The 16145-nt window shown below is 57.7% G+C and carries 9 protein-coding genes; 1 reads left to right on the top strand and 8 read right to left on the bottom strand.

The genetic code is table 11. The annotated features are described in order from the left end of the window. Nucleotide 1: 1 nt before the first annotated feature. From C0V82_RS21990 to C0V82_RS21960, 8 genes are all read right to left on the bottom strand, one after another. The gene (locus C0V82_RS21990; RefSeq protein ID WP_158660138.1) at nt 2-1393 is read right to left on the bottom strand and encodes an HlyD family type I secretion periplasmic adaptor subunit; all 1392 of its coding nucleotides are present in this window, start codon (nt 1391-1393) and stop codon (nt 2-4) included. Next, the gene (locus tag C0V82_RS21985; protein ID WP_102114601.1) at nt 1394-3172 is read right to left on the bottom strand and encodes a type I secretion system permease/ATPase; all 1779 of its coding nucleotides are present in this window, start codon (nt 3170-3172) and stop codon (nt 1394-1396) included. A gap of 142 nt (nt 3173-3314) precedes the next feature. After that, the gene (locus C0V82_RS27120) at nt 3315-3869 is read right to left on the bottom strand and encodes a hypothetical protein (protein ID WP_158660137.1); all 555 of its coding nucleotides are present in this window, start codon (nt 3867-3869) and stop codon (nt 3315-3317) included. 9 nt (nt 3870-3878) lie between these two features. Beyond that, nucleotides 3879-5411, bottom strand: coding sequence for a methyltransferase regulatory domain-containing protein (locus tag C0V82_RS21980; protein WP_102114600.1), 1533 nt, complete (start codon nt 5409-5411; stop codon nt 3879-3881). 79 nt (nt 5412-5490) lie between these two features. Continuing rightward, entirely contained in the window at nt 5491-6714 is a 1224-nt protein-coding gene (locus C0V82_RS21975) for a glycosyltransferase family 4 protein (RefSeq protein ID WP_102114599.1), read from the bottom strand. Beyond that, nucleotides 6715-8424, bottom strand: a complete 1710-nt coding sequence (locus tag C0V82_RS21970) for a glycosyltransferase family 4 protein (protein WP_158660136.1) — start codon at nt 8422-8424, stop codon at nt 6715-6717. Between the two features lie 208 nt (nt 8425-8632). Continuing rightward, nucleotides 8633-12277 carry a beta strand repeat-containing protein gene (locus C0V82_RS21965; protein WP_102114597.1) on the bottom strand — a complete coding sequence of 1215 codons (3645 nt, stop codon included), beginning with the start codon at nt 12275-12277 and terminating at the stop codon, nt 8633-8635. Between the two features lie 33 nt (nt 12278-12310). After that, nucleotides 12311-14470 carry a calcium-binding protein gene (locus C0V82_RS21960; protein ID WP_102114596.1) on the bottom strand — a complete coding sequence of 720 codons (2160 nt, stop codon included), beginning with the start codon at nt 14468-14470 and terminating at the stop codon, nt 12311-12313. Between the two features lie 617 nt (nt 14471-15087). Here C0V82_RS21960 and C0V82_RS21955 point away from each other — a divergent pair. After that, the gene (locus tag C0V82_RS21955) at nt 15088-16062 is read left to right on the top strand and encodes a glycosyltransferase family 2 protein (RefSeq protein WP_102114595.1); all 975 of its coding nucleotides are present in this window, start codon (nt 15088-15090) and stop codon (nt 16060-16062) included. The last annotated feature ends 83 nt before the right edge of the window (nt 16063-16145 follow it).

Here is a 16145-nt window from a genome sequence, read left to right as displayed (position 1 = left end):
GTTAATCGGTTTCCTTAAACGCCTTGAAGAAGCTGTCGGTCAGCGGCTTCAACATATACTCGATGATCGTGCGCTCACCGGCCTTGATCAACACGTCGGCCGGCATGCCGGAAACCAGCTTCTGATCACCCAGCAGCGTCAACTGATCCTTGCTGACCCGAACACGGGCCATGAAATAGCGGTTACCATGCTGGTCCGTGGTTGCGTCGGCCGCCACGGTTTCCACGGTCCCGAGCAACATCGGGATGTTGCGAATGGAAAGGGCAGAGAACTTAACCTCCGCCTCCATACCGGGGGTGGCGACATCCACATCCAGCGGGGAAACCATGGCCTCGATAATCAGGTCATCGTTGGTGGGGACCAATTCCATCAGCGGGTCACCACTACGGACCACACCGCCCACCGTATGAACGCGCGAATTGACGATGATGCCGTCCGTCGGGGCCTTGACCTCACGACGCTGAAGAACGTCAACGGCACTGGTCAGTCGGTCCTGAAGATCGAAGACCTTGGCTTGCGCTTCGGCCAGCCCCTTGGCGACATCTTCCTCAAACTGCTTACGAACCTGGATCGCCTGCAACCGGGCCTCGCCGCTGGCAACCTTGTTCCGGGCAATCTCGCCCTCATAGTTACCACGGTCACCGTCCAGCTCTGCACGACGGCGTTGCAGCTCAAGCAATCGGGTCTTGGACGCATAGCCTTTTTCAAAGAGCTGCTGTAGCCCTTCAAGCTCACCATCAATCAGGGTGATCTGCTGAGTATTCGCTGCAACCTGAGCCGCAAGCCCCTTACTCTGCTCTTCCAACTGTTTAACACGTTGGTCAAGGATCGAAAGCTGGCCCTTGATGGCATCGCGACGGGAATTGAAGATTTCCTGTTCGGACTGACGAATGGCGGCGTTACGCCCGTTATCGCCCGGCCCTTGCAGTTCCTGGGGAAAGTTGATCGCCTTCAACTGGTCACGTTCGGCAATGAACCGGGCTTCCTGGGCCTTTGCCGTTAGGAATTGGCCATAAAGCACGTCGCGCTGTGCCTGAGAGGTGACCTCGTCCAGGCGCAGCAAAACATCACCCGCCTTCACCACGGTACCATCACGAACCAGGATATCGGAAACAATACCCCCTTCAAGATGCTGGATGATCTTGCGGTTGCTATCGGCACCGACCAGACCCGGGGCCACAACGCCCTTGGCGATGGGTGCAACCAACGACCAAAGGATCAGGCTTCCGAACGCCACCGCGATTAGAAGAAGGCCATTGCGCACCACGGGCATTTCGTCCGTGGGCGGTTGGGGAATTTCACCGCCTTCCGGCAACGCCGGAAGAGCGGTTTTGGCGGTCAGAAGTTTCATCATGTTCGACACTTTCGATGCGGGTCGACCAGCGGCGCTCAATCAGGCGCTCATGCCGGCGGAAGGGGCGATCTGACCGGGAGCCGGCTGCGGTTGCTGCTGCTGAACCTGGTGCGGCTGTGCCACAGGGCGGGTCAGACGGGCCAGCACTTCTTGCTTGGGTCCAAACATCTCCACCAAGCCATCGCGCAGAACCAATATCTTATCGACATGGTTCATAACGCTTGGCCGGTGCGAGATCAGCACGACCGTGGCCTTCAGTTCCTTCAGCTTCATCAGCCCTTGGACCAGCGCATTTTCCCCGTCGCTGTCGAGATTGGAATTGGGCTCGTCCAGCACGATGAAGCGCGGGTTGTCGTAAACCGCACGGGCTAAACCCAACCGCTGACGCTGACCGCCCGACAGGGCGATGCCGCCGGGGCCGATCAACGTGTCGTACCCTTCCGGTAGGCGCAGGATCATTTCATGCACGCCGGCCAACTGGGCGGCCTCAACTACCTTCGTCGGGTCTACCGGCCCGAAACGGGCGATATTCTCTTTGATGGTGCCGTCAAAAATCTCAACATCCTGGGGCAGGTAACCGATATGCGGCCCCAGGCTTTCATGCTTCCAGGCATAAACGTCGGCACCATCCAGACGCACCGATCCATTGCTCGGGGCCCAGACGCCGACCAGCAACCGGGCCAGCGTGGACTTGCCCGCAGCGCTTGGGCCGACAAGCGCCAACGACTCACCCGCATTCAGGGCAAAGCTCACGCCCTTAATGGTGGGGTTGCTGCCCCCCGGCGGCACGGCGACGACACGTTCGACCGACAGGTTACCCTGCGGCGGCGGCAATTCCATCGTTTCCTTGTCATTATCGAACGCGAGCAGCAATTCGTTCAGGCGGGTATAGGCACCACGCGCACTGACGAACATTTTCCATGAACCGATGGCCTGTTCGACCGGTGCCAAACCACGACCCATGATGATCGACGCGGCAATCATGACACCCGGCGTGATTTCATTTTCCAGCGCCAGATAGGCACCCATGCCCAGGATGGCCGACTGAACGAACATACGGGTGAACTTGGTCATGGCGCTGATCAGGCCGGCATTGTCACTGGCGATGGATTGCAGCAACATGGCCTTATCCTGGCTCATCCGCCAGCGGCGGCGAATGCCGGGCAGCATGCCCATGGCGGCCAGCACTTCGCTGTTCTTCAGGCTGGCTTCGGCAAAGGCGGTTGCCCGCAGGCCATGGCCATTGGCCTCTGACAACGGCTTTTTCGTCACCACCTCGGTCGCCCAGGCAAGCGCGAACAAAACAAGCGCGCCACCCAGCGCCACAAGGCCCAGCAACGGGTGCATCAAGCAGACGATACCAATGAAAATCGGTGCCCAGGGGGAATCAAAGAATGCAAATGGCCCCTGCGAGGTAACAAACTGACGAACAGTATCCAGATCGCGCAAAGACTGGCTGCGGTTCGCCGCCGGCGCACGCAGGTTCAACGCAAAGATCGCATCGAAGACTTTCGTCCCCAGGGTCTGATCCATTTTGCTGCTGACACGCACCAGCACGCGCGACCGGATCACCTCCAGCAGTGCCATGACCATCATCATGGCCGCGATGATCAAGCTGATGTAGAGCAGCGTCGCTTCGCTGCGGGCCGTCAGCACGCGGTCATAAACCTGCAGCATGTAGATGGGCGATGCCAGCATCAGCAGGTTAACGAAAAAACTGAAGACGCCAACAAAGCCAAAGGCACGGGCCGACTTCTGAAGCGCTTGCCGCAGCGGAGAGGGAGCGCCTGCGGGGCGTTTGGTAACCGGGATTCTCATGGTACTCGCCTGACAAGGGTCAATCCCTGGACGCCACCCTGAATAGGCACGGGGTCGGGATACCAGGTTGCACTTTACCCCTGTCGCTATGGCAACGCAACATCAGTGAGTTGCTGTAGTTATTAAAGGCGACAACGCAGCATCAGTTCGGAGAGGTCCCCACCGGCAGGATGACCTGACTGCGGCAATCAATCCACGCGCAATCGTCAAGCGCCCAGCCCGCATGTTGAGCCTTATTGAAAAGCATGCCAGCCAGTTGATGGGCATTGTCCCGAGAAAGGGGGAGAACTGCATAGCAAATCCCCCCGGCCAGAAGTGAGAAACGAATCGTATCCCCCTTTGCTGAAAGGTCGATTATTTGTACTAAGTGAACAGTGTTGTTCGGTGATGGTTCTACGGGCGCTCTGAGCGCAGGAGCCTCCCCCGGGGCTCCTGCTGCATTTTGCCGCAACAATGCCTCCGCATGCTCAAACATCAAAATCTGAGTACGAGAGTCGGAAGGAGCCCGAGACAACAAGCTAGAGGTACGAGTCAGGATGTCGGCTAGGCCTTTCAGCAATCCTGAACACAGCCGGCGGGTCAGCCAGAATGCACAACTGCCTTCGGAACCGCGTACAGTCAGTAAAAGCCTATCCTCATCGGTGAGGTAGGTGACGTCGATCTGCTTGGCGACAACTGGGGAAGGTACATCCGGCATGGGTGATTGTCACACGAGGCCTAACAACTGGTAGGATGGCAGATGCTCTTTCTCAAAGACAGCGTGTCGCTCTGCCAGATCAGCCAGATTTTCTTCCGCACTATGCAAGGTGACACCATTCTTGATGAGCCTTTGTCCCAGATCTGAAAGTATCCGCCACACAAAGGCCACCGGATCGGAGTCTCCCGACTTGCGCGCTAACAAGAATAGCTGCACCAACCGATCCACACTCACGCCGCCGCCCGTCACTGGCGAAGCCAGGAAGTTGAGTTCTGCTGAAGATCGAGCGCGATTGATTACTACGGTGTTGAACCGATCTGTGGCGACCTTGCGACTTTCCAATCCCGCAGCGTCGAGGCAAGGCTGAACTAAAGCGGCACCTGACAATATTGTCACCGCCTGTTGCAACCGTTGGAAGCCAAGGGCCTGCGTCCGAGGGTCACTAAGCAACTGCTTGAACTCAATGGGCCCCTCAGCCAGAACATCGGCAAGGGGGGCGTAGACCTCTTGTTGCAGATTTATTTCCCCCAAGCCACCTGTAACTTTCATTGGTAGGGAAGCGCGCGGAGCCGACAATACCAACCGCATATTCATCCAACGGTCGCGGACATCTGCTTGGGATAGCGGCAACGTCCCTTTTGCAAACAGGTCTCGGCGGAACTGCTGATTGACAAGGAAGTCGCGCACCCCCTCTCGCCGCTCAACACCCCCAATGCTGGCCAAAAACTTCTGCTGGTCATGCGTCAGATTGAGGGCGTCAACCGCGTCCAATAGCTGCGCTGACGCAACCCATGAAAGTTTAGCAGCAGACAGTTCATCAACAACGTCGTTGAAATAGAATGGCGTCCAATCACGATTAAAATACTCATGCGCAAGGTAGGAACGGGGTTGATCCTTGATCTTCCCTAATCGGTCCAGAATACCCGGATTAGCGGCGAAATACCGCGCCTTACTGTCGGCCAGTGATTGCGCGAAGACCAGTGCTTGGTCAATCTTATCTAGGATCGGTCCGCCACGCTCGGCGGCCGTATCCACGAACAGCCGCCGAAGCGGCATCGCCGATGCCCAACCGGGAAGCGTGTTATAGGAAATATAAACCAATCCACCAGGTTTCAGCCGCTTCCGGATGAACTCGACGATGTTGTAACGATTTTCTGGACTAATCCAGCTATATATACCATGCAAAGCGACAATATCGAAATCCGGGAGGTCGCTACGCCCCACCATTTCTGCAAAACTACTGTCCAAGAAACGGACATTAGTGGTTCCAGCGTCACGCGCTAGTGTTTGAGCGCCGATGATCTGAGAGGGATTGAAATCCGTGGCGACAAACTGAATGTTGGGATTTGCGGCGGCGAGAATATTGGTGGATACGCCTTGTCCACAGCCAAGCTCGCAATAATTGAGAGGGGCTGTAACATCAGGCGCGGATTGTCCTCGCGTGAGAGCACATAAGGATAAAATGGCAGGCGTCAGCTCTCTATAGAACCCGTAGGTATAGTTGATCTCCGACACATAGCCTGCCGACCAGTTGTTCGTCATCCCGTTGCCGCCCCTCAGTGTGTAAACTCAAACCGTTGATTGGTAATACAGTGGCCGCTCTTGTGCGGCAATAGTGGGGTTACACGCCTCGCGCCACTTTCTCAATCAAGCCGATCTGGCGCGGCAAGCAGATGCGGGTCAGATCATATTTCTCGACCACCGTCTGCCGGCCCGCCGCCCGCATATCCAGATACCGCGTTGGGTGATTGACCACATTGGCAACCTGCGCGGCAATTTCACTATAGTCAAAGAAATCAACCAGCAAGCCATTGCGTCCGTTAAGGATCACTTCCTGCACAGGCGGTGTGGCTGACCCAATGATTGGCGCACCACAGGCCATTGCCTCAAGCAACGACCAACTAAGTACGAAAGGATAGGTAAGGTAGACATGCGCAGCAGTGATTTGCATCAGGGCCTTGAACACGGGGTAAGCGACATTGCCGACAAAGGCCACGCGCGAGAGGTCGATGTGCTCTCGAACTTCATTGAGGAAAATATTCTTCCAACTTGTTCCCTCCGGTGCCTTGGCACCATAGGAAACACCGTCGCCGCCGATTAAAACGAATAGCGCATCCGGGCAGCGGCGCTGCATTTCTGGAAGGGCCCGCATGAAGCTGTGATATCCACGATAGGGTTCCAGGTTGCGATTGATGAATGTGACCACCTGCATGCCCGGGCGAAGCGTAAAGCTTCCATCGCCGACAGTCAGCGAGGCACCACCGTCCGGTGTCAGCGCATCTGTGTCGATGCCGTCATGGATGACATCGATCCGATCCTGCGCGAAGAACGGATAAGATTGCCGTTGCCATACGGTGGGACTATAGCCCGCAGTCATGGCTTCCAGGTTCAGCAGGCCGTTCGCGTTCTTCGCACGCACACGCGCAGTTGCCCGCCAGTCGTTAGAAGTGAATTCGGGATCAAATCCCACATCCGTACCACCAGCGGCGTAAAAGAACTCCAGGAAGTGAAGCTGCGGTACTTCGCTCCACACATCCTTCAGAAACAGCATCTCTCCCCAGCCGGGATGGCCCACAATTATATCGGGGCGGTAGCCCTGATCGCGTAGCCGTTCTGCCGCCGCGGCAGCAGACTCCCCACGAATCAACTTCGTCTCAAAATCAACACCCCAGGGGTGCACGGTCGCGGAGCTACCGCGTGACGGCTTATAACGCACGCACTCAACGCCGGGCACGTCGTGGCCATCAATGGCCAACGCCTTTACCCTGTGCCCATTACGCACCATCGCTGGGACAAGATGTTTAAACTGCCCGGGAAAATTCTGGTGCACGAAGAGAATATCCATTCACGAGGTCTTTCCTGCACTTGGCGCAATAAGGCGAACCTGATTAAATTTGGCCAACCAGACCAACCCACGAAATGCAATACCGCGACGCTCTGGCGGGAGTTGGTTAATCAGCGTTCCTGCGGACACCGGCCTCCCATGGCTGGCCAACATCTCCAGAAATGCGTGGCAATCCTGAATATCGGGTAACGCACGCTCTGCATAGCGAACCATTGGCCCTTCGCGCAAGGCGGCAAGGTGGACCGTGCCACGGGGATCAGATGCCACGACTAATGTATCGAGGGTCAAGTTATGTGTCGGGTAATGGCCAAAACTTCGGAACGGGTCCGATCGTGCAGGCCATGATGGTTGTCCCTGCCGCAATGGTGCGCTTTCCGGTATCGACTCATTGGCCCGAATGGCGAAAAGCTCCGTCGCAAGGCTTTGGTACTGGGCTATAATGTGTCGCCAATCAAAAACAGTTTTGGCCCGCTCCCGCGCCGCCGCCCCCATTCGCCGCCTCAGATCATCTTCTGTCAAAAGCCGTCGAAATGCCTCACTGACCGCTGCGACATCCACTGCCACGAACTGACAGGCTTGTCCGCAGTAACTGTCATAATTATCAATGCCATTGGCATGGCGCTGGGCAAGGTCCTCGCCAAGCGGTGCGTTGGGCATCCAGGTGGATACGCGGAACCCGTCAATCCCATCGCGAACCGTCTCCTTATACCCGTCCCAGTCTGAAACCACGCACGGCAGGCCGGCTGCCATCGCCTCGATAGGGGTAAGCCCAAAAGTTTCTTGGATATTGTCGGACAGGGAACAAAAGATGTCTGCCGCATGCCAGATTGATGTTCTTACATCAGACTGGCGTCCATCCACCACATGCCGAACCACGGATGGGCAGTGCAAGGCCGCCATCTCGGCGAAAGCGTCACGAATAAAGTCATTGGCAAACCAGCCAGACTCAATCAGATGGACCCTGGCGGTACTCGGGAAACGCCCTTCTTTAACAGCGGCTTCTAGTGCCTGATACATCGGCACGGGATGTGCCTTGGCATGAAAACTCAGCCGGCCAACAAACAACACCACGCGGTCATCCTGATCAATGCCAAGGCGCTGGCGCCAGGCGTTGCGCGATGCGGCATTGGGCGCATAGGCGTCCGTATCTACCCCCAGCGGGATGATAGGCAATTGTGGTGTGGTCAAGACCCGGTCGGATGCGTGCCCGAACCGTTGGGCCAGATACTCGGCGTGACTGGACCATAGGTCTTGCACCGTTGTCTTCACGGCACTTGATGTGCAGATCAGCGCGTCCCACGGCTGGACCGGTGCCGATAGCAGATCAACGATGCTGTCCATGGCGTTGGCCGACGCCGTCGTGTGCGTGAGACCAATGATGGAATAGCCGCGCTGACCAGTATGGCGTCTTTGCCAAGCGGAGATGCCAACGCCCGGGCCAGGCAATAGCAACGTCCCGACACCCGATAACAGGTGCGGCGTTTCAAGTCCGATCCAGGCCGTTGGCGCATCACCACCAAAGGACTTCACCATCCCGGCAAAATGCCGCGCCATCGCCGCACTGTCTGCATGACAAATGAAGGGCGTAACATTCGCGTGTTGAACCCAGGCCCGAAGCATTCCTTCGCCGGCGGCCTGCCTCCCCATCAGCCTCGATACATTAGTGTCGAAGCCATCTGGGTGGTAGCGAATGGCGATGTTGGTGCCCATGAGGCTTTTCCTTGGACTTGAGACAGCGTCTTCAGCTCGAACTTGCATAAATCGCGTTCGTACATCTTAAAGATAAATGGGGATGGGGTACCCATCATTTCAGTAAATTAGATAGAAGGTCCATCGGCCACGCTCCATGTAACATTTCAACAGTCACAAAAGAAAAAAGCCGGCCCTTTCGGGCCGGCTCTGATGTAAAAGTGCCATCTTAGCTGTGCGACAGATCACCGTTTGCCCAGGCGGTAACCGAGGTAACCTGCGCGATCAGCGTCAGTTCGCCCTCGTCAATACCGCCAGTTGCACCGCCGTCAGCATTCGCCTGGTTCCAGTACCAGATAAAGGAGTTGCTGCCGTCGTTAAGGATGAAGACAACCTTATCGCCAGACGCCGCGTTAGTGGTGTCGAAGCTGTTAAGGTAGGTTGCCACCTCTGCGGCCGTGTCCACGCCACCGGTCGAAGCGGCAGTCGTGATTTCGACGAACACCGAGTCAGCACCCAGCGTACCGTTGCTCGCAAGCTCCGCCAGTGTATTGGAGTTGGTACCGTTAGAGACCAACGCCGAGGCGAAGTTGATAACGTCGATACCGGCATCAGACGCGAAGGAAGTGATGGTGTCACCGAACTCGGTCGAAGCCGTGTAACGGACGATATCAGCCGCTGCCGTGGTCTCGTTCAGGTTGATGGTATCCGCACCATCACCGCCGATCACGGTATCCGCACCCTCACCACCGGTCAGGGTATCAGCCCCAGCACCAGCAGTGATGAAGTCTGCACCGCCACCGCCGTTGATGCTATTCGCAGAGCTCGAACCAGCGAGATAGTCGCCAAGGCTGGAACCGGTGATGTTCTCAAAGGTCGCCAGCGTATCGCGAACCATCGAAGTGGTGCTGTTAGCAGCGGTCGTAGCGAGGTAACCCGCACTACCGGATATGAGGTCCGTACCGGCACTTTCGGCATTACCACCGAGAACGATGGTACCACCCATTGCACTTGCAATGGTCGCAGCAGTCACAGTGGCACTGCTCAGGTTAACCGCGACACCCGACAGGTGCGTCAGGCTGTGGCTCGTTGCCGAGGTAACATCTGCGTAGGACACAGTGTCATCGCCTGCACCACCGGTCAGATTATCTGCGCCGATGCCACCCGTGATGATGTCATTGCCGTCACCACCAACGATCGTGTCGATGGTCGAGTGACCGGTAATGGTGTCATTACCCGAACCGCCCGTGATCGAGAACAGGACGTCAGCCGCCGCGATGGTCGATGCCGCAGTTGAGCCGGCATTGACATTGACCGCGTAGTCAAGAGAGGTGATCAGGTTGTCGTTATTGACGTTGACATACAGACGGCTGTTGGCCGTATCGTAAATCACCTGACCGCGTTCACCGGACAGCGACGACTGGGCTGCCGCCAAGCCATCGACGCCGCTGGTGATCACACCGGCATTCACCTGCACGCCGCCAGCCGACGACGAGTAATCCAGAGCAAACTGGAACTTATCGGTACCGGAGACGAAGTCGGTAACGGTGTCCAGCGTCGTACCGCTGGAGTTAGCAACGGCAGTGAACACGAAGAGATCACTACCGGTGCCGCCGGACAGGCTGTCCACGCCAGCACCACCAACGATCGTATCGTCGCCGATACCACCCAGAATGGTGTCAGCACCCGAACCGCCAGTCAGGCTGTCGGCACCCGAACCACCGGTGAGGCTGTCGGCACCCGAACCACCGGTCAGGGTGTCGCCGCCGGTACCACCGGTCAGAACAACCTTACCATTCGACTCGTCTGCGGCGTTGAAAGTCAGGTTGGTCGTCAGGTTAGAACCATCTACCGTCAGCGTCGCACCAGAAGCGATGTTTCCATCAACGGTGGTCAGCGTGTAGGTGTTGCCCGCGGTGGTGAACTTGATGGTTTCAAAGCCAGTCACGCCAGAGTTCAACGTCACAGCACCACCGCTACCAGCCGTCAGTTCAAGCGTATCAGTGCCCGAACCACCGCTCAGGGTGATGGTGTTGCTGAGGTCGTTGGCGTCATAGATGACGGTGTCGTTACCGGCACCCAGGGCAATGTTGTCACCACTGGTGTCGCTATCGCTGTCCAACACGCGAGACACGGTTACGCTGTTCGCAGCGCTCAGAGTGCTTGCGGCGATAACGACGTTACCGGTCGTAACACCCGTCGTACCGCTATCGTTAGCATTGATGCGCAGCGAAGTGGAACCGTTTGCCGTGTAAACAGAGTCCGTCAGCGTGAGCGTGAAGCCAGACGTCTGGGTGCTAGAAGCGCTCTCGATGACCTCAATGCTAGAAATACCCAGAAGGTCCGTCGAGTTGATGGTTTCGCCACCTTCCGTGAAGGACAGGGTGTCGTTACCAGCGCCCCCGATAACCGTCTCGATACCCGTTGCCAAACCGGTGAAATCCGCGGCCGCAGCGACCACAAACTTGTCATCACCAGCACCACCATCGACACTGTCAGAGCCGGCACCGGCGGTGATGACGTCATTCCCTTCGCCACCGCTGATCACGTCGGCACCGGCATTACCCGTCAGGCTGTCATCACCGAGCGCGCCGGTGATCGTGTCCGCACCAGCACCGCCCTGCAGGCTGTCATTACCCTGACCGCCGATCAGCGACACAACTTCAGACGAGCTGTTGGCCGATGCGTTGACAGTCAAAGTCTCCTGACCGCCGCTGGTGGAGTCGAGTTCGCTACCGTCGATGGTCAGCGACGACCCGGTGAAGCCAGCATTGAGCGTGATCGACACGTCACCATCACCGGTAACGTCAGACCCGACATCCTTAACAACGATACGCTCAACGCCCGTCACAAGGCTGTCCAGCACCGCGGTGGTAGCAACACCAGTACCCTCGGTGTAGCCACTACGGTTGTAGATCTGGATCGTATCAGCCGTACCGGAACCCAGCTTGACAGCATCTTCAGCCGTCAAGGATGCCGTGGTGTTGAAGCGCACGACGTCGTTGCCCGCACCACCCGTGACCGATACGTTACCGGCGGTGGTGGTCTGAACCAGAACCGAATTGGCGCTGGTCAGAGCAGACGCATCAACCGTGCTGGCGTTAGCAATGTCGATGCGCAGGCTCGTGCTGTTGGCAGCAAGAATGGCATCGGTGAGAACAATGCTGTTGGCACCGGCATTTTCCAGCGCGATGACTTCCACACCCGTAACGTTTGCCAACTGAGCCGCAGAGAGGGTGGTCAGGCCGGTAAACTTCAGGGTATCCGCAGTGCCGTTACCACCGACGACCGTGTCGGAGAACGTGGTCGCACCGCTATCATCGCTGAATGCAGCTTCGCTCGCATAGGTGAAGGTGTCGTTGCCTTCGCCGCCGATCAGGCTGTCATTGCCAGCACCACCGATCAGCTCGTCATCGCCGGCACCACCATCAACAACGTCGTTGCCGGAACCGCCGTCCAAGTTGTCGCCGCCAGCACCACCATTGATCGTATCAGCACCAGCGCCACCGGTCAGGGTGTCTGCACCACCACCACCGGTCATGGTAAAGACCACACCCGACGTCACCTCAGCGCTTGCGTTGAAGTTCAACGTGCCGGTGGTCAGAAGCGAGCCGTTAACCGTGATCGTGCCGGCGGACGTCACCGCGTCGTCGTCATGGGTAAAGGCATAGGTGCCCGTCAGGCCGGTCGTGCCGCTGCCGAACTGGAACACTTCGATATCGCTGATAGCATTAGTACCAGCAACGGTCACAGTGGCACCAGCCAAGACCAGCGTGTCGGTACCGCCGTTACCATCAAGCTCGTCAGCTTCAGTAACGCCAGCGCCACCATTGATGGTGTCGTTACCAGCGCCACCGGTAACGGTGTCGGTCACCGACGCATCACTATCAAGCGTGACATTAACCGTCTATGTGGACGAGGTGTCCACAAAAGCAACCTTCGTCTTGATGCTCTGACCGGTCGTGCTGTCATTGCTGTTGATATTCAGCGTATTCAGCGCCGCTGTGCCGTCGGTGGTGATACCAAACAGCGCATCGGAAACGTCAACATTCACAGTTGTTGCGGCCCCAGCACCGGTCAAACGGAACTGCAGGGTTTCGATGCCCGTGATACGGCTGGAAACCAAGTCGCTGGCATCAAGAGTATCGGTGTTGCCGGCTGCATAGGTAAGGCGAAGGGCATCAGCACCCGCACCACCAGAAATGGTGTCGCTGATATACTCAGTGGTCAAGCCACCAGCAGCGCTAACAACGATGACGTCAGCGCCATCCTCACCCGACAGAACGTCCGCACCGGAACCACCCGTGACGGTGTCGTCACCGGTACCACCGGCCAGGGTGTTGGCACCCGCACCGCCGGTGATGTTGTCATTACCAGCGCCACCAGAGATGCTGTCGGCACCGCCGACGGCGGTCAGCACGTCATTGGCGGAACCGCCCGTGATCGTCATACCGGTCGTGTTTGCACCAGTGATCGACAGTTGGCCGGACAGGCCGCTGGCGTTGACAACGTTGATGGCCGCGGTCAAGGAGCTAGCAACCGTCAGGTTCTGATCACCAGCGATGTTGAGCGTCTTCGTGCCCACGTCGGTGGTCACGATGCTTTGCAGCGTCGATGCACCACCACGGGTCGTGATCGAAACCGTCTCCAGCGTGTTGGTGGTCGTGCCGTTGACGGAGAAAGTCAGGGAGGTGTCACTGCTACCGTTAGAAACGGTATCCAGCGTGACAGCAGCAACATCGGCAGTACCAGCCAGCGCGCCGGCGGTGTAGTTAGCCCGCAAGCCTTCGGCAGTCACGCTCGTCAGCGCAAACGTCGTTCCCGTGGAGGAAACGTTATCGAACGTCACCGACTTCGAGCTGGACTGCGAAGCCAAGCGGGAATAGCCGGTGCTGTCAGCCAGATTCAAGGTCGCGGCGGCCGAGCTCACCGTCAGGGTGATGTTTTCAATGCCTGACAGGGTCGGGCGCAGAGTGCCGCCGCCGGTGATCGTCGCCGTCAGGCTGTCCGTGCCGGCACCACCAATGACGGTGTCGGTGGTGTTCAGCGAGTTTGCGGTCGTCGCATCGAACGTGTCGTTACCAGCACCGGTCGTGAATGAGTCGGCACCAGTGGTCAGGGTCTTGGACTGCGGCGCATTGGCGCTGTTGTCGGTGATGATCGCGGTCTGCGAGCCAACCAGCTTCAGGCTGCTGTCCAGCAGGTTCAGCTTGAAACCTTCCAGGCTTTCGCTCGCGGTGTCCAGCGAGGGGCTAACGGTAAATTCAAACTTCGTCACGCCAACCGGGAAAGTGACAACGGCGGAAGCAGCGCTGAAGTCTGCAGACGTTGCCTTATCAACCGTGCCGCCAACATCGTCACCAGCGATGGTCCAGGTGAAGGTCCGCTCTGCGGTCAGGGGGATCGACGACGTGATCGTGTAAGTGATAGTGCCGCCTTCAGCAACCTGATTGGTAGACTGGCTGATGGAGAACGTTGGACCGGAAGCAGCGCCCGGTCGGCCCTCGTAAATGCCGTAGTTGTAGTAGTGGTACAGCGCGGCAGCATTGCCCTTGAGGCCGAATATACCGTTCGCAGAGGAAGCGGCGGCGGCAATATCGCTATTAGCTGCCAGATAGGTTGCCGGGTCGAACGACGCCGAAGCCTGGCGACCCTCACGATAACCGTACTCAACAAAGTGAGCGCGCAGCTGCTCATCGCTGGTGAGGCCAGCGTCCCCTAGTTCCGCACCATACAGCGCGCGGTATACGGCCACATCGAAGACACCAGCCTTGAAGCCGTCACGGCCTTCAGCGGCACCGTACATGTTCCAGTGCGCGATCTTCTGAGCGTCAGAGGTCAAGCCAGCAGCATCAAGCTCGTCACCGTACAGCTGCTTGTACTTAGCCAGATCGAACAGGGGCGATCCAACGCGGCCCTCAGCTGCGCCGTAGGCATCAAAATGCTGCTTGCCAGAGGTGTAAAGGGTAACGCCATCCGGCTGTAGCTTGCCGATAGCGCCGGCCACATCCGTGTACGTTGCGAGGTAGTAAGCCTCGTTGAAGACGAGACCCGAGTTGACAGCCATCGTAGGATTCTCCGTGGGTTGGCTATTAGACAGCGCCTGACCGATACAAACTGCTCAAACTAGCAACAGCAACGAGCCCAAAGGGCAAATCGCAACCGATGTCTCGGTCGCATATGGCAGTTGGAAGACCGTGCGGCCTTGATTGTCGACCGCACACCGCGGAAACAACGACCATTCTGAAAGTTAATTTGCTCGCTTGCTGTACCACCAAGAACATTTGCACCGGAGTTGCGCATTAGGTTCTTTAAGCGAGGGAACCACGCCGCGCAAGAGGCAATTTGGCGAAAGCGATATGGCGGATTCACAAATGTTCAGCAACTCACTAACATGAGGTCGCTGTTGATCTGAGCTGCTTGAAGAATGACGAACAACTTATTGATTTCGCAGTATTATTTTTCCATTGGCCTGACTGTTGCTTTTCTGCAACAACTCGGCAGTGAAAATGACCGGATACAGCGTATCCCAGCATGACGACCATCGAAGCGCCGCAGCTCCGCGAAATGGCAGAGAAAAGACCCTTTGATTCGAGAGAATGCTGCGACGCGGAACCAGGATGTGCGTTGACGGCACCAAGGGGCACGGTCTATCCCTAACCCTTAGCGTCGCAAAGGTGAAACATGGCTGCTCCGAAGCGTCCGGTTTGGATCGTTCTCCTGAACTGGAAAGGGGTGGAGGATACTATCTGCTGTATCGACAGTCTTCTTGCCATGTCAGAAACCGGCTGGTGCCTCGCCGTATGTGATAATGCGTCGCCGAATGATTCCCTGCCCCGGCTACGCACCGCGCTGCGGGATCGGTTCGGCGATGACTGGACAGAGCTGTCAGAGGCAGATGTCGCAGTGACGGCAGTAGCGACCCGCGCCGTTCTGATCCGCAACGCCGGTAACCACGGCTATGCCGGTGGCAACAATGTCGGCCTTCGGCTGGCCCTTTGCGATCCGGCGATGACCCATTGCTGGGTCCTGAACAATGATACCGAAGTGGCCCCAGATGCACTGTCGCAAGTGCTATCACATGCTGCTGCCCACCCGGACCAGGGTATCATCGGCTCCACCCTCGCCTATCATGACCGCCCCTGCATTATGCAAGCGGCAGGCGGCGCGCAGTATAATCGGTGGACAGGGATGGTCCGCCTGATCGGGCATGCGCAACCCGTGGCGGAGGCCGCCGGTTTTGCCGGCACACGGCTGGACTTTGTAGTAGGTGCCGCCATGCTGATCAGCCGCCCCTGGCTGGAGCAGATCGGGCTGATGGATGCCAGCTACTTCCTTTATCTGGAAGAGGTCGATTATTGCCGGAAGGGCCGGGGCCGTTTCGCGCTGGGCTATGCTCCTGGTGCCATTGTGTATCATAAGGAAGGCGGGTCAACCGGCGGCAAGCGGCAGGATATCAGCCTGTTGGCCGATTTCTATAATATCCGCAACCGGTTGCGGATCACCTGGCGGCACTTTCCCTATGCGATGCCCACGGTCATGGCTGGACTGCTGATCACGATTGCCAATCGCATGCGCCGAGGACAGTGGGACCGCATTGGCATGGTGTTCCGCATAGCCTTCAACTTCCAGCGCATCGACTATAGGGACCTGCCGTGATGCGGCTTGACGTGCCATACACGGCGTGAGAAAAGCCGCCGCTTCTACCCCCGGAGGCATGCTTTTCTACAGCGATGAAAGCC

Origin of the sequence: Niveispirillum cyanobacteriorum, from assembly GCF_002868735.1 — a bacterium.
In the GTDB taxonomy this organism is placed as follows: domain Bacteria; phylum Pseudomonadota; class Alphaproteobacteria; order Azospirillales; family Azospirillaceae; genus Niveispirillum; species Niveispirillum cyanobacteriorum.
Note: the sequence above shows the minus strand (reverse complement) of the source record. Positions and strands in the feature narration are given on the sequence as shown.